Below are 25,884 nucleotides of genomic sequence, written 5' to 3'. Positions count from 1 at the left end.
CCCTTCGGGGTCCCCCGTAACACAAAAATCCTTATCCTTTCCCAACCAAAAGAGAATCATCATGAATCTCATCCTTGATATCATCGACATATCAACTCCCGTCATCCTTCTCAACGACACCGACGCCAGACATATCGGTGTTCTGGAAGGAGACCGGGTCACCATCACCCGCATAAAATCCAAACACACTATTGCCGCCCCCGTCTCTATCACAAAAACACTCACGAGTCAGGGAACTGCCACCGTATCTCTCGGAACCAACAACGCACTCGACGGAGAAAAAGGGGATGAAATTGAGATCCGTGCGGCCTCCCGTCCCTCCTCCATCGCCTTCATCCGCAAAAAAATGGACGGAGGCAAATTCACCCGCGAAGAAACGGCCGCCATCATCTCCGACATGTCATCCAACGTACTCTCTCCATCCGAGATCACTGCCTACATCACCGCCGCCTACATCAACGGCCTTGACATGGACGAAGTCGAATTCCTCACCCGTGAGATGGTCGCCTCAGGCGAACAGATCACCTTCTCGAAAAAACCCGTCGTCGACAAACACTCCATCGGCGGCGTTCCCGGAAACAAAATCACCCTCCTTGTTGTCCCCATCATCGCCTCAGCCGGCCTCCTCATCCCCAAAACCAGCTCACGTGCCATCACTGGAGCCGGCGGGACCGCTGACCTCATGGAAGCCCTCGCTCCAGTCGCTTTTTCGGCATCTGAAATCAAAACAATGACCGAAAAAGCCGGCGGCGTCATCGTCTGGGGCGGATCAACCAACATTGCTCCTGCCGACGACATGATCGTCACCTACGAATATCCGCTCAAAATCGACGCAAGGGGTCAGATGCTTGCAAGCATCATGGCAAAAAAACTTGCCGTCGGATCCGACACCTGCGTAATCGACATCCCGATCGGTCCCGGCACAAAAATCCCTGACGAAGCAGAAGGCCGCATACTTGCAAACGAACTCATCACCCTCGGAAACCGTCTCGGGATCAGAGTGGAATGCGCCGTCACCTTCGGCGGCTCTCCCATCGGCAGAAACATCGGCGTCAACCTCGAAGTCTCCGAAGCTCTCAGCATCCTCGAAGGAAAACGGGGCGCCAACTCCCTTGTCCAGAAAAGCGTCGCCATAGCCGGCATCGCGCTCGAAATGACCGGCAAATCCGGCTCAGGAACCGGCTCGGACGCTGCCTACGACCAGATCAAAAAAGGAAAAGCCCTCAAAAAAATGCTCGACATCATCGACATCCAGGGCGGCGACCCCAAAGTCAAATCGACCGACTTCCCCGTCGGTGAACACACCTTTGTTGTACCTGCAGCTTCAGACGGCTACGTGGTCTCCATCAAAAACCAGGCCCTCATCAGCATTGCCCGGACAGCCGGATCCCCGGTAGATCACGGCGCCGGTCTCCATCTCCACAAAAAACCCGGGGAATATGTCAAACGCGGCGAACCTCTCCTCACCATCTACGCCGAACGCGGCTGGCGTCTTACCCGGGCCGTCGAAGAAGCAAGAACCACCTACCCCGTCCTTGTCGAAGGCATGCTTCTCGAACGCATCTCGAGCAACCGATGAACTAATAGGAGTTGACCGCAAAAGATGAATATAATGATAAAGCGTATCCTTGCAGTACTTCTCCTCCTTCTTTTTTTATGCGGTCCCGTCTCCGCCGTCTCCACTACCTTAACGGTAAATGTGTTTGACAACAATGCAAACTACGACCCGGTCAGCGGAGCACACGTCGTCATTACAAAAGGAACGGTCACCAACACCCTCTACACAAATGTCAACGGAGCCGCCCACTTCTCCGAAGTTGAATACGGCGGGGTCTACACCCTCTCAGTTATCAAATCAGGCTACATCTCCCAGACGAAAACCATCACCATCAGTACAATGCCGAGAAGCGAGTCCGTCTATCTCGTCTCGGAAACACCCGTCTCCATCAAGATCACCGATGAAAACGGCGCAGCGGTCGCCGGAGCGGTAATAAACATAGACGGAAAAGCGTCAGGCACAACCAACAGCGCCGGACTTCTGCACGTCGGCATCGAAAAAGGGTCGTATCACCTGATCGAAGTCACTGCCGGATCGTATGATCCCTACAGTTCATCACAGTACATCGGCACAGACCAGACCTCTCTGACGATACCTCTCACCACCTCCCGGTTAACGCCGCTGATCCTTATCTACAATGAAGCGAAGCTTCCCGTCTCTGGAGCCGCCGTCTATCTCAATAAAAAGATCGCCGCTTACTCGGACTCCTACGGGCGTGCTCAGCTTCCAACCTGCACATCAGGAAACTATACGCTGACTATTGAAAAAGAGGGATACGTATCAAACGAACAGGCGCTTTATCTCACCTCTGCCGATCCCGATATCATCATCGAACTTGCCTACGCCGTTGTTCCTCTCACGATTCTGGTGACTGCTCATGAAAAACCGGTTTCCGGGGCGATCGTCTACTTCGACAAAACTGCAGCCGGCCTCACCTCCCTCAACGGAACCTACACATCCAACATCAAACCCGGAACAACGCTTGTGCTTTCCGCGTCTGCCGAAGGATACACCGGAACCGATCTCACCTACCTTGTCCGTGCCGATACGGACAACAAAGTCACCCTCACCTTATCGGAGAATCTGCCGACCACGTTCATCGGCATTGCTGCTCTTGGCATCATCATTGTGATCCTTCTCCTGATCCTCGTTACCGCCGGAAAAAGACACCGGACAAAAAAATCCGGAAAATCCCGTTCGCCTGCATCAGGCAGAAAGGATTCACTGTGATATTTTCTATAAACATTATATCTTTGCAAGGGGAATAATACAAACATACAGATGCGGGCGTTACTAATAGGAGTCGGAGGTGCGGGATGCCGGATCGTTGAGACGTTGGCACGTCAGGATGCCAAAAGCGGCGTGAAAAGCGTCCGCTCATATGCCTTTGACTCGGATCGCGATCTCATCAACCGGCTCACCGGGATCCCGGCAGCCAACCGGACCGTATTAACGCCCATCGACCCGGTGAAAGAAGTGTACGATCGCGGTTCTGATTTTGACACCGGGCATCTCGCCAGCTGTTTTCAGGATGCGGGAGTCGACGAAGTCGACGCGATTTTTGTATGTGCCGGACTTGGCGGCAGAATGGCCGAGCTTGTGCCGGATTTTGTCAACCAGCTCAGCGCTGCATTTCCCGATCCGGTTTTTACGATTCTGACCCTTCCTGGAAGAAACGAAGGGATCAAAGTCTCCGCCCATGCCTCCGAGACGCTCGCCGCCATCCGGAAAGTTACGAGCGCTTCTCTGCTCTTCGACAACGAAACCTGGTATACCAAGATCACCCAGGACATCTCCCTCGCTGCGGAAAAGGATCCGGCAGCTTCGAAACCAACGATCGAACAGCTCTACGCCCGGCTGAATGAGGATCTTGCTGCCAGAGTTGGCCTGCTTCTTCGTGCAGGCGAGTTCGGCCTCAGAGGCGTTGAGTCTGCCGAAGTCGTTTTGGATGCCGGAGAGATCCTGAACACTCTCACCGGCATGGATCTGGTATCCATCGGCTATGCGGTGGAAAAACTGCCGACCGCCTGGTCGAGTTTCATGAAACGACTGAGAGTCGAGGAGTATCTCCTCAATGAAGGCCATCTTCGGACCTCCCGTATCGTGGAACTTGCAAAAAAAGCGGTGTATGAGGAGGTCTCGGTCCCCTGCGATCTCACCTCGGCAGAAAAAGCTCTGATCCTCATCTCCGGCCCCTCAAAGGAACTCTCTATGAAAGGATTCCAGACCGTGCGAAAATGGATCGACCGCAGCATTCGCGGGCTTGAGATGCGTGCCGGCGACTATCCGGTCAAATCCACGAAATTTGTTGGTGTCATCATCGTTCTTGCCGGCATACAAAATGTTCCCCGGGTCGCCGAACTTGATGAGATACGGATGGTCTATCAAGCAGAGCAGAACAAAGTCTATGGTTGTGAAGAGATCGAAACATCCGATATCCCTCTTCTGGCAATGGCAAAGGACGAGGTCATCTTCGAAGATGACCTGGTCGATCTTGGACAACTGCCGCAGGGATCGGACGGATATGGGGAACATGGTGATTTTATGGAATATGCAGACGAGGATATTTTTGAAGAACGCATCGCAGTAGAATCTACACCCGACCAGGAGGACGATCTTTTTGAGATCGAGCCGGTGATCATCCGGGCAAAAACTCCGGCAGCGGCCCCTCCCAAAAAACAATCTCCAAAGAAAAAGGATCCGCAGATCGCTGTCGGCGCTGCGAAAAAAACACAAAAGATCGATACCAGCATCCCTCTTCCGAAACGTGACAAGAAGGAGGACGGCGTTCTTTCAGGCAAGGCAAATGTCGGCGGTAATGACAAACCCCGGGAGACGTATGACGGCGGAAAAATTTCTGCGGCCGGACCGGCGAAAAGATCTGAAAGATCGTCATCAGGAGTTCTGGAAGGTTCGGTAATGAAAATGGCTTCTCAGCAGCGCCCGAAGGAGACTGACGGGCAGATCCGGATGGCTGATACCCGGCGCCCGAAGGAAGCGGACGAACAGATCCGGATGTCATCATACACACGCCCTAATGACACCGTCGGATCGGTAAAGGCCGGAAGTTCCAAACGGGCAAAGGATGACTCTGCAGATATTAAAATGTCAAAGACCAGGGTCGCAAAAGATGTCGACCAGCCGATCCGCGTGACCTCGATCCCTCTTCCAAAAAACATCGACGGAAAAGTGGAAGCAAAGAAAAAAAAGCAGATCTGATCTTTTCACTCTTCCAGAACAAATCCTTCTGCTTTTTTCTGTTCAGCGGATTTAGGTTCCATGTGGATGTGGATCGGACATCCTTCTTCCGCATGTCCGCCGTTTTTGATCACCCATGTAAGAAGCGGGATCAGAAGTTCGCGCAGCTCCCATCCCGTGACGGTCAGATAATATCTGACGGCCGGGGGGCTGGTGTCCAATATTCTGCGGTCGATCAGGTTTCTTTCTTCCAGGTCTCTCAGGGTCACCGAAAGGGTTTTTGAACTGACGTTGCCCAGTTCGCGCTTCAGCTCATTAAATCCTGCACACCCTGAGTTTCCTATCACTGCGATGATCATGAGTGCCCATTTTTTACTGATCGTGTCAAGTATTCCATGCATCGGGCAAAAACATACGGTCGTGTGATCAGATTTTTCCAGCTTCTCCATGTGTTCATGATACGATCCGCCCTGTAATAAAAGTAACACTAAGTTTCCAAAAGAAACCCCGGTGTCCAGATGCTTTCACGCGGTCTGTGGTATGAGATGATGCATGAGATTATTTATCCAATAGTATATACTATGATAGAGCAGTATGTTTGAGCAGAGAATATTTGAGATCGATTTTCGGACTGCTTTGTCCGAAGAACTTGACCGCCGGGGTCTAAGCATTCGCCAGCTTTCGGAAATGACCGGGATACCTGCGGTCACCTTGTATAAAATTGCCTCAGGCGAGCGCGATCCAAGGCTTTCTACCGTGAAAAAAATCGTTGCAGCCTTCTCTCCCCGTCACGGCAAATTCATCGCATTGATTGCGGCAAAGTTCCTCCTCGACGAGAACGAAGGGGTAAAGATCCTGGCAAACGGGACAGAGTACAGGATCAAAGGGTATGCAGCCAACTCTCTTGAAGACTGTCTTATTGTGGCCGTACGAGCACGAAACGACGGGGCAGCCGGCATTATCTGTGCTCCGATCCTTGCCTCTCTTATCGAAAAAATGGTCGATGTTCCCGTAGCGATCCTGAAACCTGATATGCACGCCGTCCTCGGCGCAGCTGAATCCATTGGAAAACGACTCTAAAACAAGAACGCTGAGGGGGAGATTTGAACTCCCGAGAGACTTTCGCCTCACGGGCTTTCCAGGCCCGCGCCCTACCGCTAGACTACCTCAGCATAAAAACTAGCATAAAAGATGTGTTCTCTGCCTTTATTAACTTACTGAGTCGGGCCTGGCGAACACGCGTGTCGATTTCGCGATCAGGCCGGGGCTTCCGCAGACGATCTTGTCCGAATCGAACAGTGAATCAGCAAGCGCGATGAGCATCCCGCTTTGCGTGACCAGAGCAACACTCTGGCCGCGTGAGAATTTTTCCACCGATAAAGCTCCGACGCCGGCGAGCATCGCTCCATTTGCCACTGCTTTTGCTGCGTTGTCTCTTATGACGATCTTCGGGATATCTCCGATCGCCCGTTCCGGCGCAAGGATCATCGCTGCAAGTTTTTCTTTCTCATCCATCTCCACGGCATCTCTTAGTTCATGAAGGGTGTGCGCCTCGTCTGATGAGAACCCGCCGGATTTCGTTCTGCGCAGTTCTACCATCTGGCCTCCGCATCCGAGGACATTGCCGATGTGAACACAGACCGATCTGATATAGGTTCCCGCTTCGCACCGGATCTTTAACAGAACCAGTCTGTCCTGCATGTCGAGTAGTTCGATTCTGTAGATGACCCGTATCCGAAGCGCACGCTTCACTGCCGATCGTCTGGGTGGCCGCTGATACACTCTGCCGGTGAACTGCTTTACGACCTCTTCAACGCGCTCACGGGGCATATCCGCATGCAGGCGCATACACGCCACATACTCTTTTTCATGCTGAAGCAGAAGGGGGGCGAGCCGAACTGCTTTTCCAAGCATGACAACAAGGACCCCCGAGACCATCGGGTCCAGCGTTCCCGAATGGCCGACATCCGACTTCAGCATTTTGCCGACCCAGGCCGCAACCTGGTGGCTGGTGGGTCCGCGAGGTTTATCGACCAGAATGACCCCCGTGTATCCCATCAGTGGCTCTCCGTCACCAGATAGGCATTCAAAGCTTTCAGTGTCCCTTCGATCGACCCGTCTCCTATTACGGAAGGGGCATCCCCCCCGTACATCATCTCGTGTGCTGTTTCTTCACCGATTGCCATCTGAATGATATTTTCCATTTTTGGAAGTATGGCCAGTCTGAATGCCACAGGACTCGTGAATAAAATCGCACCGACTCCTGTCAGGTCCATGACTTCATCCGTCTTCTCAACATCATAGCATTTGTATTCTGCAGGTATTCCTCCTGCCCGCTGTATGTCTGCGGTAAGTTTCGGATAGGTGTTTCCTGCTCGCGGGATCCCGATCTTTTTTCCGCGGATCCAACGATCAAGGTACATCACGAGGTCTTTTGTGTAGAAAAACGGCAGCATCTCTGCAGCGAGACCGATATTATGCAGAATTCTTGCGGTTTGCGGTCCGTTCCCTATTATTCTGACCCTGGATGCGATTTTCGGGTCGATACAGGGCCCAAGTTTTTCTGCGACATATGCATTCGGGAAAAAGACGGCGTCGAACTCCTCCTCATTTGCAGCTTTGAGGAACTTGCCGATGACCTCCAGATCTTTGACCGGTTTTATGGGCGATACAACCTTTGCTTTATGGTTGTACCTTTCACAAAGGGCAGCGTCCTCTAAAGCCCCCGTATGACGGGTTATGGCGATTAACATATATGAGATTATTGGACTGTTAGATTTAATAGGCGTTGTGTATAAATCACTAGTATGCTGGGTGTTGTTGCCGGATTTTTCACAGGTGTCACCCTGGGCATTATCGCAGGTTTTGTGCCCGGCATCCATTCAAACACCCTCGCCGGGCTTCTCGCGGCATGCTCAGTGCCTCTTATCGTTGTATTCGGCATCGATGGCATCTCTGTGATGATCGTGTCGATGATGGTGGTTTATACGTTTGCTGACATTCTTCCGTCCACTTTTTTGGGCGTTCCCGATCCGGACACCGTACTTTCCGTGCTTCCTGCTCACAATCTCTGTCTTATGGGAAACGGCGAAGAGGCGGTCAGAGTTTCAGCTCTTGGCAGTCTGTGGGGTTTTGTCTTCTGTCTTCCGTTATTTGCTCTCTTTATGATCTTCCTTCCCTCGGTTCAGGAGTATGTCGACTGGGGCGTTGGTCTTGTCATCCTGCTTGCAGCCGGACTTCTGATCGTATTCAGCAAAGCTCCTTCCTGGTCCTTTGCCGTTTTTCTTGTGTCCGGTCTTCTTGGCATATATGCAATGCGTTTTTCCTACTTTTCCTTCGGCGTCTTTGGCATAGGTGAGATCCTGCTCCCGCTATTGACCGGTCTTTTCGGGATCCCTGTTCTTCTTACGTCGATGAGGGCTCTGTCAAAACCTGCCGAGCAGACATTTTCCGGACTTATGATCTCACAGGGATCGATCATTGGAAACGGTATCAAAGGCGCTTTCGCCGGAGCGATCGTCGGCTGGCTTCCCGGATTTTCAAGCGGTACCGCGAACGCTCTGCTCGCGGTCAGAAGAAGTTCGGAAAAGATGGATCCGCGCGAGTATCTTGTATCAACATCTGCAGCGAATACGGCAAATGCCGTTTTGGGTCTTGCCGCTTTGTATGCTTTGGGGAGGATGCGTTCGGGGGCTATGGTCACGCTTGCCTCTTTCGATCTTCCGTCGGTATATCTGCTGGTCCTGGCAGCCGGCGCCGCTGCTTTGGCCGGCTATCTCGTCACGGTCTCCTCCTCGAAACTCAGCCGTGTGATCATGCATCTGGATCAGAAGATCATTGCCCGTGGCGTCTTGCTCTTTCTTGTGGGGATGACAGTGATCTTTTGCGGTCACTTCGGCGTTTTGATCCTGATATTATCCACGCTAGTGGGTCTAGTCCCAGGTATGGCCGACATACCGAGGATATTTTGTATGGGGGCGATCATGCTGCCGGTGATGCTGTTTACGCTCGGGATCCTAAATTTTTGATTTGACCACGCCAAAACTGTCCTGATAATTGCCGTTGTACGCACTTTCCACTTCCCCCTCTACGGTATGGATAAGCATCTGAACGACCCGCATACCTTTGGTGACAGGGATATCCTCTGGTCCGCAGTTAGCCATACAGAGCGTCAGATTCCCTCGAAATCCCGGGTCGATATAGCCGGCGCCAAGCACAACACCTTTTCTTCCAAAAGAGGATCTTCCCCAGAGGGTCGCACAGAGATCTTTTGGGAGACTGACAAACTCCATCGTCGGAACAAGGGTAAGCTGACCTTTTTTCATGATGATATCCTCGGCACTTCTGAGATCATAGGATGAAGGCTGAAGAGATTCTTCAGCAAACGGATCTATGCCTAGAGATCCGTCTTTGATGCGTGTTCTGATTATCGATGAAGAAAGAACCATATATGATAATACGCACCGGACGCAAATATAATATGAGACTCTGGACTTGTAGGGTAGTGGATATCCTTTCGGGCTTCGAACCCGAAGAACCGGGTTCGATCCCCGGCAGGTCCGTTCCGTTCATAGAGAGCGCATACAAAAAGCCCTGTTTTTCGCATTTTTTTCTGATCGTAGAGAAATGGCCGGAATTCTGCCGCAAATCCCTCTTTTAAATCAGAATATATTTAAGCAGAGGAGAGCAATTTTAACGTGAGGTGTAAAGAACTATGACTTATGGAATTGAGTTTGTTCCAGGAAACGTAAATGTCAAGCAGGTAGTTAACTTCTGCCAGCTCGCAGAGAGCAAAGACATTGACTTTGCATGGATTACCAACCACTACAACAACCGCCACTGTTACCCGGTCTTAACCGCAGTAGCACAGGCAACGACCTCTCTTAAGATGGGTCCGGGTATCATGAATGCATTCACTGACACTCCGGCAGCAATGGCATCCTTTGCCTGCACTCTTAACGAGATCTCCGATGGACGTGCAACCTTCGGTATCGGCCCAGGTGACCTGTCCACCCTTCCGAAACTGGCAATCCAGCCGGAAAAGCCGGTCGCAAGACTCGGTGAAGCAATCGACCAGATCCGCGCACTCTGCAGCGGTGCAGAAGTTAAGAAAGACGGCAAACAGTTCTTCGACTACGATGGTGCCAAACTTACCGGTGTCACACTCCCGGGCAAGAAAGGTATCCCAATCTATGTCGGCGCACAGGGACCCAAAGTTCTTGAGCTCGCAGGACTGAAAGGCGACGGTGCACTTATCAACGCATCCAACCCCAAAGACTTCGCAGTCGCAATCCCAATCATCAAAGCCGCATGCGACTCTGTCGGCAAGAAGGGATTCGATGTTGGAGCATACACTGCACTCTCCATCGACAAAGATGAGAAGAAAGCAAAGAAGGCAGCAAAGATCGTCGCAGCATTCATTGCAGCAGGATCTCCCGAAGCACTTCTTCTCCGCCACGGTCTCGACCTTGCAAACGTAGCAAAGATTAAGGACGCACTGTCCCGCTTTGACTTCGGTGCAGTCGGCGGACTTGTAACTGACAAAGAAATTGAAGCATTCACCATCTGCGGTACCCCAGACACTATCCGCCAGAAGTGCGATGACCTTACCGCCGCAGGCGTTACGCAGATCATCTTCGGTTCCCCGCTCGGACCCGACATGACGACCTCGATCCGCCTCCTCGGCAAGATTATGTAAACTCGGCACTGCCGATTTTACCCTTTTTCTTTTACAATTTTCCCGGAGATCATTTTACAGATTTTTCCCGTGAGTTTCCGCTCAGCTTTCGGATTTTTTACGAAAAGGCTCTTGATGTATGCGTTAATTTTCGCTATTCCTCAGATTTCATTTCAAAATGCTCAACTGCATTCCAGTCAGCAAGGTCTCAAGTATCTTTCATTCATCCAAAACCCTGATATAACGTCAGTGGTATATTGAATAAGGTATTCTACTGATGGGTCATCTGCCTTTCAAAGGATAATAACCATACAATCCGTGAGTGTTCATGACAGAAAATCGTTCAAAACTTAACAAGGAACTTGCACAGATGCTGAAAGGAGGCGTGATCATGGATGTCACCTCGCCGGAGCAGGCTAAGATCGCAGAGGATGCAGGAGCCTGTGCTGTTATGGCTCTGGAGCGTATCCCTGCCGATATTCGTGCCGCCGGGGGAGTTTCCCGTATGAGCGACCCGAAGATGATCAAAGGTATCCAGAAGGCGGTATCGATCCCGGTTATGGCAAAGGTCCGGATAGGACATTTTGTCGAAGCGCAGATCCTGGAAGCTATCGAGATCGACTACATCGATGAAAGTGAAGTCCTCTCCCCCGCAGATGATCTCCATCACATCGACAAAACCCGGTTCAATGTTCCTTTTGTTTGCGGCGCACGTGATCTTGGCGAGGCTCTCCGCCGTGTCGCCGAAGGTGCAACGATGATCAGGACCAAAGGCGAGGCAGGTACCGGCGACATCGTCCAGGCCGTTCGTCATATGCGCACATTGAACAGTGAGATCCGCCGTGTCGTCAGCCTTCGTGAGGATGAACTCTACGTTGCGGCAAAAGATATGCAGGTCCCTGTCCATCTTCTGCAGTATGTTCATGAAAACGGCAAACTTCCGGTAGTCAACTTTGCCGCCGGCGGTGTTGCCACGCCTGCAGACGCTGCACTCATGATGCAGCTTGGCGCCGAGGGTGTATTTGTCGGCTCAGGTATCTTCAAATCAGGCAATCCGGCTAAGCGTGCAGCGGCTGTAGTAAAGGCTGTCACGAATTACAATAATCCGGCAATACTTGCCGAACTCTCCGAAGATCTTGGTGAGGCGATGGTCGGCATCAACGCTGATGAGATCTCCATCCTGATGGCGGAACGGGGAAAATAACGTTATGAGGATCGGTGTTCTGGCACTTCAGGGTGCATTCATCGAACACATCAGGATGCTGGAAAGTCTGGGTGCCGAGACGTTTGAGATTCGCAATATCTCCGATCTCAAAGAAAGACCTGATGGTCTGATCCTTCCAGGAGGGGAGAGCACGGTCATGTCAAAACTCCTCCAGGACCTTGGGCTTTATGAGAAGCTTCGTTCACTCATATTGTCCGGCACTCCGGTAATGGGCACCTGCGCAGGTCTGATCCTGCTTGCAAAATATGTTGAGGGCGGCCGTCCCTCTCTTGCAACGATGGACATTACAGCTGTACGGAATGCTTACGGCCGGCAGCTTGGCAGTTTTGAAACATACGCGCCGTTTGCCGATACCGGAGATATTCAGATGACCTTCATACGTGCGCCGGTGATAACCGCCCCTGGCAAAAATGTGGTCGTGCTTGCCCAAGTTGATGGAAACATCGTCGCCGCTCGCGAAGAAAATCAGCTTGTCCTGTCATTCCATCCGGAGCTCGGCAAAGATCCCGCCGTCCATCGGTATTTCATCAACATGATCTCAGACAATGCCTGATCTTTTTTTTTAATTTCTTCCTGCTGTTGAATAAGGGATTATATTATTTACATATAGGGGCGGGTTTTTTAATTCCCGCTCCCTGATCCAAAAAGAAAAATGGTAAAATTGGGATGTCCGATTTACTCGGGCTTGCTGATAAGGGCGACCTTGGAGACGATCTCACCGGTCTTCTTGTGCGGCTTGCGGATAACGCCGTCGCATCCCTTCTCGAGTTCACGTGCCTGATCGCAAAGATCTGCTGCTGCACGCATCATTTCGTGTGCGGAGGTGACGATTGGTACGTAGTCTGTCCACTCTTTGGTCATGAAACAGCCTTTGACGTTTACACCTGCAACTGCTGATGCGATCTCGTATGCTGCACGTGCTTTTGCCAGTGCATAGGGGTTTGTGAACTCGCCTTTGGTGGAGTTGTCAGAGTTCAGAACAAGTTTCGGGAGTTCGATCTCTGCACCCTTCTTGCCTGCTTTCACCTGGTCGATTACTTTGTCAAGCTCCATCTGGAGTTTGCGGAATGCACCGGTGAGGGCAAGGACCTTAACGAGGTTGCCGTTGTAGTCTGCCATCTCGACTGGGTCGAGGAATTCGCGGCGGGCGCCGATCATTGCGTCTGCTTTGACGATGATGTAGCCAAAGCCGGATGCCTTGAGTGCTTCCCAGCCTTCTTTCTTGGTCGTGACATCGTCAGTGATGACGATGGTCGGGATACCTGCTGCTTTCAGGTCCTCGCGTGCGCCGACTGGTCCTTCGAGAACTCCGTTCGGGGAAACAACGATTGCGAAGTCAGGCTGCCATGCTTTCAGGTTTGAAACGACACGGTCAACATCTTCCTTCTGCAGTTTGGTTCCGGAAGTCGCCATGAATGTCATCATGTCTTCACGGTCTGCACGCTCATCTAAAAGCAACTCTGCCATAACACCTGATGCGATGTTACCGAGTTTTGCAACTCCTACCTTAACTACCATATTTGATACACCTCTCATTTTGAAATGAGAACATCAGTTTATCGACGAGAATCAATATAAGGTTTGTGAATGGCATTGCCCTCAAACCAAATAATCGTGATTTCGGCCGGTTCACATCTATCAGAATCAAATGCTTAGGTATTTTTACTATGGCTCCTCTACAGTATGTGGGAATAATCGGGTTCTCACGTACTTTTTGTGAAATCCGGGCTGTAATCTTCTCTCTTTGTCTGCGCGTACTGTTATTGGACATCCGTTTCTTAGAAATGTTTAATCAAATCATTTATAGTTAATCAGGTTGAATTAATACTGATGAAAGATACACTTCTTACTGACCGCCAGAAGGAAGTCATACGATACCGGAAACAGGGTATGACGCAGCAGCAGATCGCCGACCGACTTGGCACATCCAAGGCCAACATATGCACGATCGAAAAATCCGCGAATGAAAATATCCGCCGGGCAAAAGAAACTCTTGAGTTTTTGTACACGCTTGATGCGACTGAATTATGTGTTCTTCCCGAAGGTACTGATCTGATGGAAGCTCCCAAGATAATCTATGTGTCGGCTGCCCCTCTCAATATCAAGATCAGGTATGATACACTTGCTCTGATCAACCGTATCTCTTCATATATGCCGGAGAAGATCAAGGGCCGGCACGTCAAAGAGGACATCATCGTTTATCTGAATAATGAAGGCGATCTCTACTTCGGCTAATAATCCTCCTCTCTTCGGTTGTAATGCGCCGTGTCTCTCCCTCTCTCTCTCTCTCTCTCTCTCATGGCTGTCGGTCGAAACGGTGTGACGTGTATCTTCTAGTTGCTCCGTACCATTTCTTTTTTTTTGATTTCTCTTAGCCATACAACAATTTATATTCTCTCTCCTCCAATAACATAGGAGCCTTCAATAGGCTGATATCAGCACAATCTGCTGAATGAGGATATCCAGTTGGTATGAAACAACCGTGGTTTCACGTTTGTTTTGTAATTGTGTAACTCTAAGCGGGCAATCCCGCGGTAGATGTTAAGACCTACTATAGGTCTGATTAGATGCGCCGGGCGAACGTCTTTATGATGTGCCCTTTCCTGGACGTCAGGAAGCGTGTCGTAAGTCAGGTTCTCTTTCGTGAGACTTGGAAATCGCAGTATACAACTGCAAATCGGGTAAATGAACAGATAAGACGTTATCGTGTTCATAATCGGATATCCCACAAGGAATCTCAATTGCGTGCAAAGCAGTGCTTTGCGTGCCTTCACACGTTGCAATACACGTGAGTTGAACTCCCGTCTTTCCGTCCAATGTGTCACATGCTCATGCGCTTACCAGCGTGATCGGGTGTGTTAAACACAGAGACCGACAAAATGCGTCCCGCAGGTCGATTCCTGGATCCCAGGAAGCCGGCGGTGAAAGAACGGCTGTCATATTGATGACAACCACAGCAGACGTCTTCTTTGCATAATGCAAGAGAAGGCACTAAAGGATTGATTAATAAATGAGAACAGTGAGACCCCGTGCCGGGTCACTTGCATACTATCCAAAAGTGCGGGCTAAGGGCATCGTACCAAAGTACCAGTCCTGGCCAGCATACAATGGGCAGCCAATGCTCCAGGGATTTGCAGGCTACAAAGCCGGTATGACCCACGTGATCATGATCGATGATCGCAAGAAGAGTCCGACTGAAGGTAAGGAAGTAATGGTTCCCGTAACCGTTATTGAAATCCCAGCCATGAGCGTTGCTGCCATTCGTGTTTACGTCAAAGATACCTACGGCAAACACCCGCTTACCGAAGTCTGGGCAGAAAACCTCGAAGCACTCTCCGGCAGAATCACCAAAGCAAAGACCAACAACGCTGCAAAAGCAACTGAGAAGATCAATGCTGCAATTGACGATGTTGTTGAAGTAATGGTGCTCATGTACACTAAACCGACCGAGATCACCGGTATTCCAAAGAAGGTCCCCGACCTTATGGAGATCCGTGTTGCAGGCGGCAGTGCACAGGAACGTTTTGACTATGCTCTTTCCATCCTTGGAACCGATGTCGATATGAAATCTCTCTTAAGTGAGGGCCAGTTCGCTGACATCACCGGTATCACCAAAGGAAAAGGATTCCAGGGCGCGGTCAAAAGATTCGGCATCACCCTTCGTAAGAGAAAACACGCAAGAACCAAGAAGGAAAGACACATCGGAACTCTTGGTCCATGGACTCCCCACCACGTCCGCTGGCAGGTACCAATGCCCGGTCAGATGGGTTTCCAGCAGCGTACTGAGTTCAACAAACGCATCATCAAGATCGGTGAGAACGCAGATGAAATCAACCCGGCCGGAGGCTTCCTCCACTATGGTCTTGTCCGTAACAACTACGTCCTGATCAAAGGAAGCATCCCCGGACCGGCAAAACGCCTTGTCAGAATCCGGTCTGCGACCCGCATGGGTGAACAGAAGATTCAGGCACCGGTTGTGGAATATGTCAGTCTTCAGAGCAAGCAGGGGTGAAATGACCGATGAAAGCAAATGTAAAAGCAATTAACGGCTCAGTCCTCCATGAAATTGAACTTCCGGCCGTCTTCGATGAAGCATACCGCCCGGACCTTATCAAAAGGGCCATTCTCGCTTACCAGAGCGAACAGTACCAGCCGCACGGGGCAGATCCGTATGCAGGTCTGCGCACCTCTGCAGTAGGTTGGGGATCCAAACGCGGTGAAGCTAAGATCCCGCGTATCAAAAACGGAAGCCGTGCTGCAAAAGTACCGAACGTAAAAGGCGGTCACCCGGCACACGCACCCAAAGCAGAGAAGATCCTTGTTGAGAAGATCAACAAGAAAGAGAAAGCAAAGGCAATCCGCTCAGCCATTGCAGCTACCGTCAACACCGAACTTGTCGCCGCCCGCGGTCACAAATTCGAAGGCGAAGCAGCAATTATCGTTGATGATTCCTTTGAGCAGATCGCCAAGACCGCTGAAGTCAAGCTCGCCCTTATGGCACTTGGACTTGGAGCTGACCTTGAGCGTGCAAGACTTTCCAGAAATATCCGTGCCGGCCGCGGAAAGACACGTGGACGCAAATATAAGCAGGCAAAGTCTGCTCTTATCGTGACGTCCGGTGAATTCCTTGCAGGCGCCAATATCGCAGGAGTCGACTGCGTCCCCGTCAATGCACTGAACATCAATGTTCTTGCACCCGGAGCCGACGCCGGCAGACTGACCGTCTGGACCGAAGCTGCAATCAAGAAGTTCGGGGAGGCCTAATCATGACACTTGCACACCCCCTCGTAACAGAAAAAGCCATGGTACTTTTAGAGAACACAAACCAGCTCTCCTTCATCGTTGAAAAGGAAGCCGGCAAAGCATCCATCAAGGCAGCAATGGAGAAGAACTTCGGTAAGAAGATCGTCTCTATCAACACCATGATGACCTCTAAAGGAAACAAGAAGGCAGTCATTACCTTCGAAGAGAAAAACGCCGCTGAAGAAATCCTTTCTCAGCTCGGAATCGTGTAAGGTGAGATAAATGGGACACAGAATCAGTACACAGTCACGTGGAAAAGGCGGTCCAACCTACCGCGCCCCGTCGCACCAGTATAAAGCAGAGCTCAAGCACTTTGGCTCCGCACTTCAGACTGTTCGTGCAACCGTCATCGACATCGAGCACGATCCGGCCCGTCACACGCCGATCGCCGTCGTGAAAATCGAAGGTAAGATCGCTGAAAAGAAAGAATACGCTCTGATCACCGAAGGTGTCGGTATTGGCCAGCAACTCGTATGGGGACCTGAAGCCACTGTCGAAAACGGCAACTCGTTACCGCTTTCAGCAATCCCGACCGGAGTTGCCGTCTGCAACATCGAAGCACGCCCCGGAGACGGCGGCAAATTCGTTCGTTCAAGCGGTGTCCAGGCTGTTATCATCGGAAAATCCGCTGGTAAAGTCGGTGTCAGAATGCCTTCAGGAAAACCCAAATGGTTCAATGAAGCATGCCTTGCAACCGTCGGCCTTGTAGCTGGCGGAGGACGCGGCGACAAACCGATCCTGAAAGCAGGTAAACAGTATCACAAGATGAAAACCTCGGCAACCCGCTGGCCAAGAACCCGTGGTGTCGCAATGAACGTCATCGATCACCCATTCGGTGGTGGAGGACATCAGCACCCAGGTAAACCAAAGACCGTTGCCCGTGGAGCATCACCCGGTAGAAAAGTCGGATCCGTTGCAGCACGGAGAACCGGATACCGGAGGTGAACGTAAATGGCAAAGAAAACTACTAAGAGAATGCCAAAGCGGCGAGAGGAATACACCTATCACGGCTTCAATATCGAGCAGCTCAAAGCCATGTCCATGGACGAGCTTCTTGCTATTATGCCCAGCGGCGCACGCAGAAAGGTCCTTCGCGGATTTACCCGTGATGAAGAGGACGTTCGCGCGAAGATCGCTGAAGGTGACGGTGTAAGAACCCACAGCCGTTCAATGATTATCCTCCCCGAAATGGTCGGCAAGAATGTTGCCATCTACTCCGGTAAGGAGTTCGTTAACGTAGAGATCCCGGTCGAAGGAGTTTTCCACTACTTTGGAGAGTTCGCTCTGACCCGTAAGAAAGTTACCCACGGAAGTGCCGGTATCGGTGCAACCAAGTCGAGTAAGTATGTTCCGTTGAAGTGATTGTTATGGCAAGAACAGAATACAGCAACAAACTTACCGGCGACAACATCGCCCGTGCCAAAGCGAACGAACTTGGCTGCTCACCAAAGCATGCTATTGAAATCGCTCACCTTGTCCGTAATATGATGGCAGACGACGCAGTTGCCTACCTTGAACAGGTCATCGACCTCAAGCGCGCAGTGCCGTTCCACCGTTTTAACAGAAACGTCAGCCACCAGAAGAGCTTAAACGGCAAAACCTTCGGAACCGCAGCCGGCAGATACCCTGTCAAGGCAGCCGCCGAATACGTCCGTTTAATCCGCTCCGCACAGAAAAATGCAGAATATGCTGGTCTTGCACCGGAAAAGATGGTCATCATCCACGCCGCTGCAAACAAAGGCCGCTGCATGAAAGGAATCTTCCCCCGTGCAATGGGCAGAGCTACTCCCAAACACAGAGATTCCGTCAACGTTGAACTCATCCTCCGCGAGGTACAGTAAGTATGACAATCGAAAAGAAATTCGTTGCAGACGGTGTCCGCAAAGTCAGAGTCGAGCAGTACCTTAACAAGGAACTCAAACGTGCAGGCTACGGAGGTATGGACATCGTCCGGACCCCTGTCGGCACCCAGGTCACGATCTTTGCAGAGAAGCCCGGTATCGTTATCGGTAAAGGCGGTAAACTGGTTCGCCAGCTGACCACCGACCTCAGCACTGTCTACGGCATCGAGTCTCCCCAGGTCGAGGTCCAGCAGGTCGCAAACCCGAACCTCAACGCGCAGATCATGGCAGAACGCCTTGCAAACGCACTTGAACGCGGATGGTACTTCCGAAAGGCCGGCACCTCCGTAATCCGCCGTGTCATGGACTCAGGCGCTCTTGGCTGTGAAGTCATTATCGCAGGAAAACTGACCGGTGCCCGTGCCCGTGTCCAGAAGTTCGTCGAAGGCTACATCAAACACTCCGGTGAACCTTCAGAGTCGATCGTTGAGAAAGGCTACGCAACTGCTATCAAGAAGCTCGGTATCATCGGTGTCCAGGTCAAGATCGTTCCTCCGGGAGCAAAACTTCCTGATCAGTTCGAGATCCGTGCCGATGCAGCTCCTGCTCCGGCACGTGTCATCGAGACCGATATCTTTGAAGAGTTCGATGCAGAACTTGCAGCCGAACCCGAACCTGAATTTGTTGAGGAGGTCTGAACATGGCTATCTTCAGAGCAAAAGAAGTCGCCCAGTTTTCCGATGCTGAATTAGTCGAGAATGAGCAGAAACTCAAGATCGAACTGATTCAGAACTATGGAAAAGTCAGCGCCGGTGGTGCACCGGAAAACCCCGGAAAGATCCGGGAAGTTCGCAGAACTATCGCACGTATCAAGACTGAACAGACCAAACGTCAGGCATAAGTCTCGTCTATGATCACTCCGCAGAATATACTCAGACACGAACTCATCGGTCTTTTTGTATCTGTGGAGTCTTCACCGAACATGGTTGAAGAAGGGCTATCCGGTGTCATCGTCGATGAGACCAGAAACACTCTTCGGATCCACACAGGGAATGGCATTAAGTGCTTGGAGAAACAACGTAAGTTACTCCGGGTGACCCTCCCGGACAGTGTTCAGGTGATAATAGACGGCAATGCTTTGTCTGTTTCTCCAACGCGGCGCGTAAGTATGCGCGTAAGCCCATATCGCAAGGTATGAGCGAGACATGAGGGTTAATATGGCAAAAAATATCGGCTTAAATGTCGCAGTCCCGGAAAAGGATTGTGACGATGTAAATTGTCCGTTTCACGGCAGCTTACCGGTGCGCGGCCAGGTGATTACCGGTAAGGTCGTAAGCGAACGAATGCAGGGAACTGTTGTCGTGGAGAGGAACTTTCTTCATAAAGTCCAGAAATATGACAGATATGAGAAACGCAGTTCCAGAATCCACGCACACATGGCTCCATGCCTTGACGCCAAAATCGGCGACGAGGTAAAGATTGCAGAGTGCAGACCACTGAACAAAACGACCTCCTATGTAGTTGTCGAGGTGACTAAGGAATGAGAGGCTTAACGTCCAAAATTCCGCGCGCACTTCAGACCGGCTCAAAGATGGTTTGTGCAGACAACACGGGCGCCCGTGTTGTACAGATTGTTTCCGTCTTCGGTTACCATGGTGTCAAAAACCGGCAGCCCAAGATGGGACTTGGAGACCTTGCGACCGTCACGGTCAAGAAAGGAACTCCGGACATGAAAAGAAAGCTCGTGAGAGCAGTCGTTGTCCGTCAGAAGAAGGAATTCCGTCGCCCGAACGGCCTCAGAGTCTCCTTCGAAGAGAACGCAATGATCCTTCTGAACGAAAACGGCGATCCGCGCGGAACCGACATTAAAGGCCCGGTTGCCCGTGAAGTTGCCGAACGTTTCCCCAAGGTAGGATCAATGGCAACCATCATTATCTAAGGTGAAAACATGGCACGTATTTCAAGCACTCAGCCAAGAAAGCAGCGGAAGTTCCGGTATAATGCTCCGATTCACATTCGTGGTGCATTCTTACACTCACCTCTCGCAAGCGATCTTCGCGAAAAGTATGGAAAGCGCAGTTTCCGTGTTGTTACCGGCGATACTGTCAAAGTACTTCGTGGTGAATTCAAAGGAATCGAAGGCGTTGTTGACGGCGTAGACGTCAAGAACACGAAGGTCCTTGTTCACGGAGTTTCTGTCAAGAAAGCCAACGGCGAAGATGTCCCAAGACCACTCGATCCGTCCAAGATAATGATCACCAAACTCAACACCAAAGATGCAAAGCGCGTTGCACGTCTTGAGGTGAAGGCATAATGACCCGAACCAAGAGAATGACTGCACCGGATGCATGGCAGATCGCCAGAAAAGAAAGCAAGTATGTCGTCAGCACCTCAAGCGGTCCGCACGACGGCTCGGCTCTTCCGATCGGCGTCTGGCTCCGCGACCACATGCAGTTTGCATTAAACACCAAAGAAGTCAGAAAGATTCTGCACGACCGTCAGGTTGTCCTGAATGGCCACATCGTAACCGATGAACACATCGGAATCGACGTCTTTGACATCATCAGCTTCCCGAAAATCGACAAGCACTACATGATCCTTGTCGACGAGAAGGGACGCCACAATGAACACGAAATCTCCGCGGATGCAGCAAAGATCCAGCTCGTTAAAGTTGCCAGCAAAACCACCATCAAAGGCGGCAAGACACAGATCAACTTAACCAGCGGTGCAAACTTCATCGGTGAAGACACCTGCAAAGGCAAAGACTCACTCGTCATCGGCATCACCGGCGACGACCGTTTCGCCGTTCAGCAGCACTTCCCGTATGCAGTCGGCAACATGGTCGTAATCATCGGCGGACAGCACACCATGAAGACCGGAAAGCTTGCGGAAATCCTTACTCAGGACTCCTCACTGCCGAACCGTGTTGTCATTGAAGATGCTAACGGCGACAAATTTGAGACCATTGAAGACTATGTCTACATGATCGGAACCACCGAGTCCTTCCTGAAAACCTGGGGTGTTGATGCATGAGTGATATGCAGATCCCGTTCGTTGCAAAAGTCGTCGTCCACATGGGCGTCGGCGAAGCAGGTGAGCGTCTCGTCAATGCCGAGAATATCATGGCCGATCTGACGAAAGGTGCAAAACCGATTCGTTCCTATGCCAGAAATACGCTTCCGGCATTTGGTATCCGCAAAGGACAGCCGATCGGATGCAAAGCCACTCTTCGCGGCAAGAAGGCAATGGACTTCCTCGAGATGGCCCTCAAAACCTACGCTGTGGAAAATGTTCTCCACACCCGTCAGTTTGATGTGACCGGCAACTTTGGTTTCGGTATCGAAGAACACACCGACTTCCCGGGCCAGGCATATGACCCGAAGATCGGTATCTACGGTATGGATATCATCGCTGTCATCGAAAAGAAAGGAACCAGAACCGCACGCAGAAAAATCCAGCAGAAGAAACTCAACAGCAAACTTCGGATGTCTCGTGAAGAGTCCATGAAGTTCGTTACTGAGACCTTCGGCATTGAGGTGGAGTAACATGGCAGCAAAAGACAACGGCAAAGTCCAGCAGAAAAAGTATGGCCGCGGTGCAAACCAGTGCCAGCTTTGCGGACGTAAGCAGGGACTTGTGCGCAGATACAACATTTACTTCTGCCGTCAGTGCTTCCGCGAATGGGGACCCACCATGGGCTTTAAGAAGATGAACTAAGAGGTGAAGGAGAATGACAAAACAGAATCCTATCGCAGACGCAATGAGCGCTATCAAGAATGCCGGTGACACTGGTAAACTTGCAGTGACCGTTGAACCGGCAAGCCGCCTCTTTGGTGACATGCTTAAGGTCATGCAGGAATATGGCTACATCACCGGCTTTGAGAAGATCGACGACGGAAGAGGCGGTCAATTCCAGATTGCTCTCTCCGGCGGCATCAACAAATGCGGTGTAATCACGCCGCGTTTCTCGGTGAAAGTTGAGGACCTCGAGTCCTGGGAAATCAGATACCTTCCGGGAAAGGGCTTTGGAATTATGATCCTGACCACTTCCAAGGGTGTAATGTCCCACGAACAGGCACGTAAGCTCGGCATCGGCGGCGAGCTTTTAGGATACGTCTTCTGAGGAGTGAAAACAATGGCAGAATTGATTTTCGAAATCCCGGAAGGCGTAACGATCACCAAAACCGGTGATTTCGTTACCGTAAAGGGATCCAAAGGCGAACTTACCCGCACAATGTACCACCCTGCGATCAATATCACTATCGCAGACGGTTCGGTCACGCTTGTAAGTACTTCCGCAAGACGCAGTGTGTATGCACTGCTCGGAACCTACAAAGCACACCTTGGTGTCATGAGCAAAGGCGTATCCGAAGGCTACGAATACCATATGAAAATTGTGTACAACCACTTCCCGATCCAGGTCAAGGTTGCCGGCGACAAACTCGAGATCGGCAACTTCCTTGGTGAGAAGCAGGCACGGTATGCAAACATCGTAGAAGGTGTCAAAGTCAAAGTCCAGGGCGATGAACTGATCTTAACCGGTATCAACCGTGAGACGATCGGCAACACCGCAGCAAATGTCGAACAGGCATGCAAGGTCAGAAACCGTGACCCGCGTGTGTTCCAGGACGGCATTTACATTACCAGCAGAGGCAACTAACATGGCGAGTGAAATCAAGAAACTTATCCAGGCTCGTGGAGCTAAGAAGTCATCCCGCTTTGCACGCCAGTGCCTTCAGGCTAAAGTAAAACTGGCAGACAGCTGGAGAAGACCAAGAGGTCTCCACAGCAAACAGCGTAAGGATTACCGTGCAAAGGGTGCACACCCGGAAGCAGGTTTCGGAGCACCGAAAGCAGTCCGCGGATTCCATCCAAGCGGATACCGCGAAGCTCTCGTCTTTACTCCGGCTGAGCTCAGCACCATCGATCCGGCAACCACCGCAGTACGCATCGGCGCAACTGTCGGCGGTGCAAAACGCAGCGTTATCCAGAACAAAGCAGCTGAACTCGGTATCAAGATCCTGAACCCGAAGGAAGCAAAAGTTGCCGTTACACCGGCTGCAAAACCTGCAGAAGAGGTGAAAGCAGATGAGTGATCTCGCATCCCAGCGCAGAATCGCTGCATCCGTTCTTGACTGCGGTGAAAACCGTGTATGGTTCAACCCGGAAAAACTCTCAGAAATCCAGAATGCAATGTCCCGTGAGGATATCCGCAATCTCATTGATGAGGGTGCGATCTCTTCCCACCAGAAGAAAGGCATCTCCCGCGGACGCGTCCGGGCCCGTATGGTCAAACGTTCCTACGGACACGGAAAAGGTCCGGGACGCCGGAGCGGTGCAAAAGGCGCCAGAACTCCGTCCAAGACCCAGTGGATCAAAAAGATCCGTGCCCAGCGTAAAGAACTCCGTGCTCAGCGCGAAGCAGGATCCATCACACCGACCGAATACCGCAGACTTTACCGTCGTGCAGCAGGCGGTCAGTTCCGTAACGTCGCTCACATGAAAACACAGGTTGAGCTCGTAACCTCCAGGAGGGAGTAAACAATGGCAATTAATGGAAGATATTTCGTTCAGTTCAGAAGACGCCGTGAAGGCAGAACTGATTACTACCAGCGCCAGCGTTTAATCGTTTCTGGTAGAAACCGTATGGTTGTCCGTAAAACAAACCGCCACATCATTATCCAGCTCATCGCAGCCCAGATGGACGGCGACTACACCCTCGTTCACGTCAACAGCCGTGACCTGGTAAACTACGGATACAAAGGATACCTCGGAAACACCCCTGCCGCATATCTCACCGGTATGCTGTTTGCAGTTCGTGCCCAGAAAGCCGGTTACGAAGGCGGAATCGCAGATCTCGGTCTGCAGGTCGCATCGACCGGTGCACGCGTGTTTGCTGCAATCAAAGGTGCAGTTGAAGCAGGTTTCGATGTCCCGGTAGGAGAATCGATCCTTCCGGACGATGACCGCTGCAACGGCGCCCACATCGCTGAATACGATGAGCGCTTTGGTGACCTCGTTGAAAATGTCGAGGCAACTAAAGACGCAATTATGAAGGAGCTGGAGTAATATGGCTTACGAGCAGGAAGTATGGGTTCCAGTAACCGGTCTTGGCAAAAAAGTCATGGCAGGCGAATTTGCAAGCTTCGATGAGATCCTTGCAAGCGGACAGCCCATCAAAGAGGCAGGTATTGTTGACGCAATGCTTCCCGATCTTGTTGACGAAGTCCTCTGTATCGATATGATGCAGCGTATGACTGACTCCGGACGTCGTATTAAGTTCAGAGCTGTGGTCGTCATCGGCAACAAGAATGGTTACGTCGGTTTTGGTCAGGGCAGAGATGTCCAGGTCGGAACTGCAATCAAGAAAGCAATCACAAATGCAAAACTGAACATGGTCAAAGTCCGCCGCGGATGCGGTTCATGGGAATGCGGCTGCGGTATGAAACATTCTGTACCAATGCAGGTCACCGGTAAAGCCGGCTCTGTCACCGTCACTCTCAAACCCGCTCCGAAAGGAATCGGTCTTGTGACTGGTGATGTTGGTAAGAAAGTACTTACCCTTGCAGGAATCCAGGATGTCTGGGTTTACACTAGTGGAAACACCAGAACTACCCTGAACTATGCAAAGGCAACCTTCAATGCACTTCGTGAATCGAATATGATTCGTATCGGAGGGCGCAAATAATGTATGCCGTTGTTCAGGTTCGCGGTGTGGTCAATACCCGCCGTGACATCAAGGAAACCCTGAAGATGCTCCGTCTTCACCACATCAACCACTGTGTTCTTGTGCCTGAGACCCCCGAGTACCTCGGTATGATCCGGAAAGCAAAGGATTTCATTGCCTTCGGTGAAGTTGACGCTGCCACACTGGCAACTATCCTCACCACCCGTGGAAGACTTACGGGTAACAAACCGCTCACCGAAGAGTATGTGAAAACTGCAACCTCCTTTGGAAGCATTGCAGATTTCGCCGCTGCTCTTGTCAACGGTGAGATCCGTATGAAAGATGTCCCCGAACTGAAGCCGGTGCTTCGTATGCACCCGCCAAGAAAGGGATACAAGACCACGAAACGCACGTATACCCAGGGCGGCGCCCTTGGTTATTACGGTACGGAGATCAATGATCTTCTGATCAAAATGAGGTAATAAGCATGCCAGTAAACAAGCGTTCAAAGTTCCGGGGAACCCGCACATGTGGTGGAGGTACGCACAAAAACCGCCGTGGTGCAGGTAACCGCGGAGGTCGTGGAGCAGCCGGATGGCGTGACCACAACTTTACCCGCTGGTATCTTCTCGGGAAGACCGAGGGAAAACACGGATTTGTCAGTAAGATATCTGTAACATATGAGGTTCTTGATATTGGCGACATCGATCAGATGATTCCTGATCTTGTTGCCCGTGGAATTGCAACCGAAAGTGGAGATGTTATTACTCTCGACGCCGCAAAGATTGGTGTGGAGAAGGTTCTCGGCGGAGGCAAGGTTACGCGTAAACTTGCCGTCACTGCTGAAAACTTCTCGGCCAGTGCTGTTGCGAAAATTGAGGCCATGGGCGGAACTGCCCAGACCTCTGAATAATT

At 51.2% G+C, this 25,884-nt stretch carries 37 protein-coding genes and 2 tRNA genes; 33 read left to right on the top strand and 6 right to left on the bottom strand.

The features are described from left to right. Positions 1-61: 61 nt before the first annotated feature. From EYA77_RS01520 to EYA77_RS01510, 3 genes are read left to right on the top strand one after another with little or no spacing between them, the layout of a single operon-like run. Positions 62-1,579, top strand: a complete 1,518-nt coding sequence (locus EYA77_RS01520) for an AMP phosphorylase (RefSeq protein ID WP_167815643.1) — start codon at positions 62-64, stop codon at positions 1,577-1,579. A gap of 33 nt (positions 1,580-1,612) precedes the next feature. After that, the gene (locus tag EYA77_RS01515) at positions 1,613-2,788 is read left to right on the top strand and encodes a hypothetical protein (RefSeq protein WP_095641632.1); all 1,176 of its coding nucleotides are present in this window, start codon (positions 1,613-1,615) and stop codon (positions 2,786-2,788) included. Positions 2,789-2,839: 51 nt separating this feature from the next. Then, positions 2,840-4,777: a tubulin/FtsZ family protein gene (locus EYA77_RS01510; protein ID WP_167815642.1), complete on the top strand. Its 1,938-nt coding sequence runs from the start codon at positions 2,840-2,842 to the stop codon at positions 4,775-4,777. Positions 4,778-4,782: 5 nt separating this feature from the next. Here the strand turns inward: EYA77_RS01510 and EYA77_RS01505 are convergent, their stop codons facing one another. Next, positions 4,783-5,244, bottom strand: coding sequence for a helix-turn-helix domain-containing protein (locus EYA77_RS01505; protein ID WP_245241096.1), 462 nt, complete (start codon positions 5,242-5,244; stop codon positions 4,783-4,785). Positions 5,245-5,350: 106 nt separating this feature from the next. On the opposite strand from EYA77_RS01505, the gene EYA77_RS01500 reads away from it, so the two are divergent. Further along, a complete protein-coding gene (locus EYA77_RS01500) occupies positions 5,351-5,836 on the top strand; it encodes a helix-turn-helix domain-containing protein (RefSeq protein ID WP_167815641.1) in 486 nt (161 codons plus the stop codon). Between the two features lie 8 nt (positions 5,837-5,844). Here EYA77_RS01500 and EYA77_RS01495 read toward each other — a convergent pair. From EYA77_RS01495 to EYA77_RS01485, 3 genes are all read right to left on the bottom strand, one after another. Beyond that, positions 5,845-5,928, bottom strand: a tRNA-Ser gene (locus tag EYA77_RS01495). A gap of 37 nt (positions 5,929-5,965) precedes the next feature. Next, positions 5,966-6,814, bottom strand: a complete 849-nt coding sequence (locus EYA77_RS01490; protein ID WP_042696746.1) for an RNA-guided pseudouridylation complex pseudouridine synthase subunit Cbf5 — start codon at positions 6,812-6,814, stop codon at positions 5,966-5,968. Beyond that, positions 6,814-7,509, bottom strand: coding sequence for a uroporphyrinogen-III synthase (locus EYA77_RS01485; RefSeq protein WP_042696744.1), 696 nt, complete (start codon positions 7,507-7,509; stop codon positions 6,814-6,816). The genes EYA77_RS01490 and EYA77_RS01485 overlap by 1 nt, the downstream gene beginning before the upstream one ends. A gap of 54 nt (positions 7,510-7,563) precedes the next feature. Between EYA77_RS01485 and EYA77_RS01480 the strand changes: the two genes are divergently transcribed. After that, positions 7,564-8,784, top strand: coding sequence for a tripartite tricarboxylate transporter permease (locus EYA77_RS01480; RefSeq protein WP_167815640.1), 1,221 nt, complete (start codon positions 7,564-7,566; stop codon positions 8,782-8,784). Here the strand turns inward: EYA77_RS01480 and dcd are convergent. Further along, the gene (gene dcd, locus EYA77_RS01475) at positions 8,773-9,204 is read right to left on the bottom strand and encodes a dCTP deaminase (RefSeq protein WP_095641638.1); all 432 of its coding nucleotides are present in this window, start codon (positions 9,202-9,204) and stop codon (positions 8,773-8,775) included. The two genes, EYA77_RS01480 and dcd, sit on opposite strands and share 12 nt — an antisense overlap. Before the next feature lie 42 nt (positions 9,205-9,246). Between dcd and EYA77_RS01470 the strand changes: the two genes are divergently transcribed. The 4 genes from EYA77_RS01470 (at position 9,247) to pdxT (ending at position 12,211) form a co-directional block, all read left to right on the top strand. Beyond that, positions 9,247-9,318 (top strand) — tRNA-Arg (locus EYA77_RS01470). Positions 9,319-9,470: 152 nt separating this feature from the next. Then, positions 9,471-10,454 (top strand): 5,10-methylenetetrahydromethanopterin reductase, encoded by a 984-nt coding sequence (locus EYA77_RS01465; protein WP_167815639.1) that lies wholly within the window; start codon positions 9,471-9,473, stop codon positions 10,452-10,454. Positions 10,455-10,761: 307 nt separating this feature from the next. Continuing rightward, positions 10,762-11,637, top strand: a complete 876-nt coding sequence (pdxS, locus tag EYA77_RS01460; RefSeq protein ID WP_042696736.1) for a pyridoxal 5'-phosphate synthase lyase subunit PdxS — start codon at positions 10,762-10,764, stop codon at positions 11,635-11,637. Positions 11,638-11,641: 4 nt separating this feature from the next. Next, positions 11,642-12,211 (top strand): pyridoxal 5'-phosphate synthase glutaminase subunit PdxT, encoded by a 570-nt coding sequence (gene pdxT, locus EYA77_RS01455; RefSeq protein ID WP_167815638.1) that lies wholly within the window; start codon positions 11,642-11,644, stop codon positions 12,209-12,211. A gap of 122 nt (positions 12,212-12,333) precedes the next feature. Here the strand turns inward: pdxT and EYA77_RS01450 are convergent, their stop codons facing one another. Next, positions 12,334-13,176 (bottom strand): F420-dependent methylenetetrahydromethanopterin dehydrogenase, encoded by an 843-nt coding sequence (locus tag EYA77_RS01450; protein WP_042696732.1) that lies wholly within the window; start codon positions 13,174-13,176, stop codon positions 12,334-12,336. Positions 13,177-13,488: 312 nt separating this feature from the next. On the opposite strand from EYA77_RS01450, the gene EYA77_RS01445 reads away from it, so the two are divergent. The 24 genes from EYA77_RS01445 (at position 13,489) to EYA77_RS01330 (ending at position 25,882) form a co-directional block, all read left to right on the top strand. Next, the gene (locus EYA77_RS01445) at positions 13,489-13,893 is read left to right on the top strand and encodes a Tfx family DNA-binding protein (protein ID WP_042696730.1); all 405 of its coding nucleotides are present in this window, start codon (positions 13,489-13,491) and stop codon (positions 13,891-13,893) included. 775 nt (positions 13,894-14,668) lie between these two features. Continuing rightward, positions 14,669-15,670, top strand: coding sequence for a 50S ribosomal protein L3 (locus EYA77_RS01440; protein WP_167815637.1), 1,002 nt, complete (start codon positions 14,669-14,671; stop codon positions 15,668-15,670). 8 nt (positions 15,671-15,678) lie between these two features. After that, complete coding sequence (gene rpl4p, locus EYA77_RS01435; protein ID WP_042696727.1) at positions 15,679-16,422, top strand: 50S ribosomal protein L4; 744 nt, start codon at positions 15,679-15,681, stop codon at positions 16,420-16,422. A 2-nt stretch (positions 16,423-16,424) separates the two neighbouring features. Then, on the top strand, positions 16,425-16,673 hold the full coding sequence (locus tag EYA77_RS01430) for a 50S ribosomal protein L23 (RefSeq protein WP_042696725.1): 249 nt from the start codon (positions 16,425-16,427) through the stop codon (positions 16,671-16,673). 10 nt (positions 16,674-16,683) lie between these two features. Further along, the gene (locus EYA77_RS01425) at positions 16,684-17,406 is read left to right on the top strand and encodes a 50S ribosomal protein L2 (protein WP_095641642.1); all 723 of its coding nucleotides are present in this window, start codon (positions 16,684-16,686) and stop codon (positions 17,404-17,406) included. A 6-nt stretch (positions 17,407-17,412) separates the two neighbouring features. Continuing rightward, positions 17,413-17,823 (top strand): 30S ribosomal protein S19, encoded by a 411-nt coding sequence (locus EYA77_RS01420; protein WP_042696722.1) that lies wholly within the window; start codon positions 17,413-17,415, stop codon positions 17,821-17,823. 5 nt (positions 17,824-17,828) lie between these two features. Further along, positions 17,829-18,302, top strand: a complete 474-nt coding sequence (locus EYA77_RS01415) for a 50S ribosomal protein L22 (protein ID WP_042696720.1) — start codon at positions 17,829-17,831, stop codon at positions 18,300-18,302. A 2-nt stretch (positions 18,303-18,304) separates the two neighbouring features. Next, on the top strand, positions 18,305-19,000 hold the full coding sequence (locus EYA77_RS01410) for a 30S ribosomal protein S3 (RefSeq protein ID WP_167815636.1): 696 nt from the start codon (positions 18,305-18,307) through the stop codon (positions 18,998-19,000). A gap of 2 nt (positions 19,001-19,002) precedes the next feature. Further along, positions 19,003-19,203, top strand: a complete 201-nt coding sequence (gene rpmC, locus EYA77_RS01405; protein WP_011832467.1) for a 50S ribosomal protein L29 — start codon at positions 19,003-19,005, stop codon at positions 19,201-19,203. 9 nt (positions 19,204-19,212) lie between these two features. After that, a complete protein-coding gene (locus EYA77_RS01400; protein ID WP_042696716.1) occupies positions 19,213-19,500 on the top strand; it encodes a ribonuclease P protein subunit in 288 nt (95 codons plus the stop codon). Between the two features lie 19 nt (positions 19,501-19,519). Beyond that, positions 19,520-19,846, top strand: coding sequence for a 30S ribosomal protein S17 (locus EYA77_RS01395; RefSeq protein ID WP_042696715.1), 327 nt, complete (start codon positions 19,520-19,522; stop codon positions 19,844-19,846). Continuing rightward, positions 19,843-20,241 (top strand): 50S ribosomal protein L14, encoded by a 399-nt coding sequence (locus tag EYA77_RS01390; RefSeq protein ID WP_042696713.1) that lies wholly within the window; start codon positions 19,843-19,845, stop codon positions 20,239-20,241. Before EYA77_RS01395 ends, EYA77_RS01390 begins: the two co-directional genes overlap by 4 nt. Positions 20,242-20,250: 9 nt before the next feature. Continuing rightward, positions 20,251-20,616 carry a 50S ribosomal protein L24 gene (gene rplX / locus EYA77_RS01385; protein WP_042696712.1) on the top strand — a complete coding sequence of 122 codons (366 nt, stop codon included), beginning with the start codon at positions 20,251-20,253 and terminating at the stop codon, positions 20,614-20,616. Further along, positions 20,616-21,335 carry a 30S ribosomal protein S4e gene (locus tag EYA77_RS01380; protein WP_095641644.1) on the top strand — a complete coding sequence of 240 codons (720 nt, stop codon included), beginning with the start codon at positions 20,616-20,618 and terminating at the stop codon, positions 21,333-21,335. The genes rplX and EYA77_RS01380 overlap by 1 nt, the downstream gene beginning before the upstream one ends. Further along, positions 21,332-21,847, top strand: coding sequence for a 50S ribosomal protein L5 (locus EYA77_RS01375; protein WP_167815635.1), 516 nt, complete (start codon positions 21,332-21,334; stop codon positions 21,845-21,847). The genes EYA77_RS01380 and EYA77_RS01375 overlap by 4 nt, the downstream gene beginning before the upstream one ends. 1 nt (position 21,848) lies before the next feature. Continuing rightward, positions 21,849-22,019 (top strand): 30S ribosomal protein S14, encoded by a 171-nt coding sequence (locus EYA77_RS01370; protein ID WP_095641645.1) that lies wholly within the window; start codon positions 21,849-21,851, stop codon positions 22,017-22,019. Between the two features lie 13 nt (positions 22,020-22,032). Further along, entirely contained in the window at positions 22,033-22,425 is a 393-nt protein-coding gene (locus tag EYA77_RS01365; RefSeq protein WP_042696707.1) for a 30S ribosomal protein S8, read from the top strand. A gap of 12 nt (positions 22,426-22,437) precedes the next feature. Continuing rightward, positions 22,438-22,962, top strand: coding sequence for a 50S ribosomal protein L6 (gene rpl6p / locus EYA77_RS01360; protein ID WP_095641646.1), 525 nt, complete (start codon positions 22,438-22,440; stop codon positions 22,960-22,962). A 1-nt stretch (position 22,963) separates the two neighbouring features. Continuing rightward, on the top strand, positions 22,964-23,398 hold the full coding sequence (locus tag EYA77_RS01355; RefSeq protein WP_042696703.1) for a 50S ribosomal protein L32e: 435 nt from the start codon (positions 22,964-22,966) through the stop codon (positions 23,396-23,398). Further along, the gene (locus EYA77_RS01350) at positions 23,391-23,843 is read left to right on the top strand and encodes a 50S ribosomal protein L19e (RefSeq protein WP_042696701.1); all 453 of its coding nucleotides are present in this window, start codon (positions 23,391-23,393) and stop codon (positions 23,841-23,843) included. Before EYA77_RS01355 ends, EYA77_RS01350 begins: the two co-directional genes overlap by 8 nt. Positions 23,844-23,846: 3 nt before the next feature. Beyond that, positions 23,847-24,371, top strand: coding sequence for a 50S ribosomal protein L18 (locus tag EYA77_RS01345; protein ID WP_042696700.1), 525 nt, complete (start codon positions 23,847-23,849; stop codon positions 24,369-24,371). Between the two features lies 1 nt (position 24,372). Further along, positions 24,373-24,990 carry a 30S ribosomal protein S5 gene (locus EYA77_RS01340; protein WP_042696698.1) on the top strand — a complete coding sequence of 206 codons (618 nt, stop codon included), beginning with the start codon at positions 24,373-24,375 and terminating at the stop codon, positions 24,988-24,990. Further along, positions 24,990-25,451, top strand: a complete 462-nt coding sequence (locus EYA77_RS01335; protein ID WP_042696696.1) for a 50S ribosomal protein L30 — start codon at positions 24,990-24,992, stop codon at positions 25,449-25,451. The genes EYA77_RS01340 and EYA77_RS01335 overlap by 1 nt, the downstream gene beginning before the upstream one ends. Positions 25,452-25,456: 5 nt before the next feature. Next, positions 25,457-25,882: an uL15m family ribosomal protein gene (locus tag EYA77_RS01330; RefSeq protein WP_167815634.1), complete on the top strand. Its 426-nt coding sequence runs from the start codon at positions 25,457-25,459 to the stop codon at positions 25,880-25,882. The last annotated feature ends 2 nt before the right edge of the window (positions 25,883-25,884 follow it).

This window comes from Methanocorpusculum sp. GPch4, assembly GCF_012062385.1.
GTDB classification, from domain to species: domain Archaea; phylum Halobacteriota; class Methanomicrobia; order Methanomicrobiales; family Methanocorpusculaceae; genus Methanocorpusculum; species Methanocorpusculum parvum.
The sequence above is the reverse complement of the archived record's forward strand: the minus strand, read 5'-3'. Positions and strand labels throughout refer to the sequence as shown.

Excerpts from the sequence above, each read along its gene's own strand:
- EYA77_RS01430 (WP_042696725.1), top strand. The coding sequence starts at position 16,425 with ATGACACTTGCACACCCCCTCGTAACAGAAAAAGCCATGGTACTTTTA.
- dcd (WP_095641638.1), bottom strand. The coding sequence starts at position 9,204 with ATGGTTCTTTCTTCATCGATAATCAGAACACGCATCAAAGACGGATCT.
- EYA77_RS01350 (WP_042696701.1), top strand. The coding sequence starts at position 23,391 with ATGAGTGATCTCGCATCCCAGCGCAGAATCGCTGCATCCGTTCTTGAC.
- EYA77_RS01390 (WP_042696713.1), top strand. The coding sequence starts at position 19,843 with ATGAGAGGCTTAACGTCCAAAATTCCGCGCGCACTTCAGACCGGCTCA.
- pdxS (WP_042696736.1), top strand. The coding sequence starts at position 10,762 with ATGACAGAAAATCGTTCAAAACTTAACAAGGAACTTGCACAGATGCTG.
- EYA77_RS01510 (WP_167815642.1), top strand. The coding sequence starts at position 2,840 with ATGCGGGCGTTACTAATAGGAGTCGGAGGTGCGGGATGCCGGATCGTT.
- rpmC (WP_011832467.1), top strand. The coding sequence starts at position 19,003 with ATGGCTATCTTCAGAGCAAAAGAAGTCGCCCAGTTTTCCGATGCTGAA.
- EYA77_RS01375 (WP_167815635.1), top strand. The coding sequence starts at position 21,332 with ATGAGTGATATGCAGATCCCGTTCGTTGCAAAAGTCGTCGTCCACATG.
- EYA77_RS01410 (WP_167815636.1), top strand. The coding sequence starts at position 18,305 with ATGACAATCGAAAAGAAATTCGTTGCAGACGGTGTCCGCAAAGTCAGA.
- rpl4p (WP_042696727.1), top strand. The coding sequence starts at position 15,679 with ATGAAAGCAAATGTAAAAGCAATTAACGGCTCAGTCCTCCATGAAATT.
- EYA77_RS01415 (WP_042696720.1), top strand. The coding sequence starts at position 17,829 with ATGGCAAGAACAGAATACAGCAACAAACTTACCGGCGACAACATCGCC.
- EYA77_RS01395 (WP_042696715.1), top strand. The coding sequence starts at position 19,520 with ATGGCAAAAAATATCGGCTTAAATGTCGCAGTCCCGGAAAAGGATTGT.
- EYA77_RS01480 (WP_167815640.1), top strand. The coding sequence starts at position 7,564 with ATGCTGGGTGTTGTTGCCGGATTTTTCACAGGTGTCACCCTGGGCATT.
- EYA77_RS01485 (WP_042696744.1), bottom strand. The coding sequence starts at position 7,509 with ATGTTAATCGCCATAACCCGTCATACGGGGGCTTTAGAGGACGCTGCC.
- EYA77_RS01335 (WP_042696696.1), top strand. The coding sequence starts at position 24,990 with ATGTATGCCGTTGTTCAGGTTCGCGGTGTGGTCAATACCCGCCGTGAC.
- EYA77_RS01400 (WP_042696716.1), top strand. The coding sequence starts at position 19,213 with ATGATCACTCCGCAGAATATACTCAGACACGAACTCATCGGTCTTTTT.
- EYA77_RS01355 (WP_042696703.1), top strand. The coding sequence starts at position 22,964 with ATGGCGAGTGAAATCAAGAAACTTATCCAGGCTCGTGGAGCTAAGAAG.
- EYA77_RS01340 (WP_042696698.1), top strand. The coding sequence starts at position 24,373 with ATGGCTTACGAGCAGGAAGTATGGGTTCCAGTAACCGGTCTTGGCAAA.
- EYA77_RS01440 (WP_167815637.1), top strand. The coding sequence starts at position 14,669 with ATGAGAACAGTGAGACCCCGTGCCGGGTCACTTGCATACTATCCAAAA.
- EYA77_RS01465 (WP_167815639.1), top strand. The coding sequence starts at position 9,471 with ATGACTTATGGAATTGAGTTTGTTCCAGGAAACGTAAATGTCAAGCAG.
- EYA77_RS01380 (WP_095641644.1), top strand. The coding sequence starts at position 20,616 with ATGACCCGAACCAAGAGAATGACTGCACCGGATGCATGGCAGATCGCC.
- EYA77_RS01425 (WP_095641642.1), top strand. The coding sequence starts at position 16,684 with ATGGGACACAGAATCAGTACACAGTCACGTGGAAAAGGCGGTCCAACC.
- EYA77_RS01345 (WP_042696700.1), top strand. The coding sequence starts at position 23,847 with ATGGCAATTAATGGAAGATATTTCGTTCAGTTCAGAAGACGCCGTGAA.
- pdxT (WP_167815638.1), top strand. The coding sequence starts at position 11,642 with ATGAGGATCGGTGTTCTGGCACTTCAGGGTGCATTCATCGAACACATC.
- rplX (WP_042696712.1), top strand. The coding sequence starts at position 20,251 with ATGGCACGTATTTCAAGCACTCAGCCAAGAAAGCAGCGGAAGTTCCGG.
- EYA77_RS01515 (WP_095641632.1), top strand. The coding sequence starts at position 1,613 with ATGATAAAGCGTATCCTTGCAGTACTTCTCCTCCTTCTTTTTTTATGC.
- EYA77_RS01370 (WP_095641645.1), top strand. The coding sequence starts at position 21,849 with ATGGCAGCAAAAGACAACGGCAAAGTCCAGCAGAAAAAGTATGGCCGC.
- EYA77_RS01445 (WP_042696730.1), top strand. The coding sequence starts at position 13,489 with ATGAAAGATACACTTCTTACTGACCGCCAGAAGGAAGTCATACGATAC.
- EYA77_RS01420 (WP_042696722.1), top strand. The coding sequence starts at position 17,413 with ATGGCAAAGAAAACTACTAAGAGAATGCCAAAGCGGCGAGAGGAATAC.
- EYA77_RS01330 (WP_167815634.1), top strand. The coding sequence starts at position 25,457 with ATGCCAGTAAACAAGCGTTCAAAGTTCCGGGGAACCCGCACATGTGGT.
- EYA77_RS01500 (WP_167815641.1), top strand. The coding sequence starts at position 5,351 with ATGTTTGAGCAGAGAATATTTGAGATCGATTTTCGGACTGCTTTGTCC.
- rpl6p (WP_095641646.1), top strand. The coding sequence starts at position 22,438 with ATGGCAGAATTGATTTTCGAAATCCCGGAAGGCGTAACGATCACCAAA.
- EYA77_RS01520 (WP_167815643.1), top strand. The coding sequence starts at position 62 with ATGAATCTCATCCTTGATATCATCGACATATCAACTCCCGTCATCCTT.
- EYA77_RS01365 (WP_042696707.1), top strand. The coding sequence starts at position 22,033 with ATGACAAAACAGAATCCTATCGCAGACGCAATGAGCGCTATCAAGAAT.
- EYA77_RS01490 (WP_042696746.1), bottom strand. The coding sequence starts at position 6,814 with ATGGGATACACGGGGGTCATTCTGGTCGATAAACCTCGCGGACCCACC.
- EYA77_RS01450 (WP_042696732.1), bottom strand. The coding sequence starts at position 13,176 with ATGGTAGTTAAGGTAGGAGTTGCAAAACTCGGTAACATCGCATCAGGT.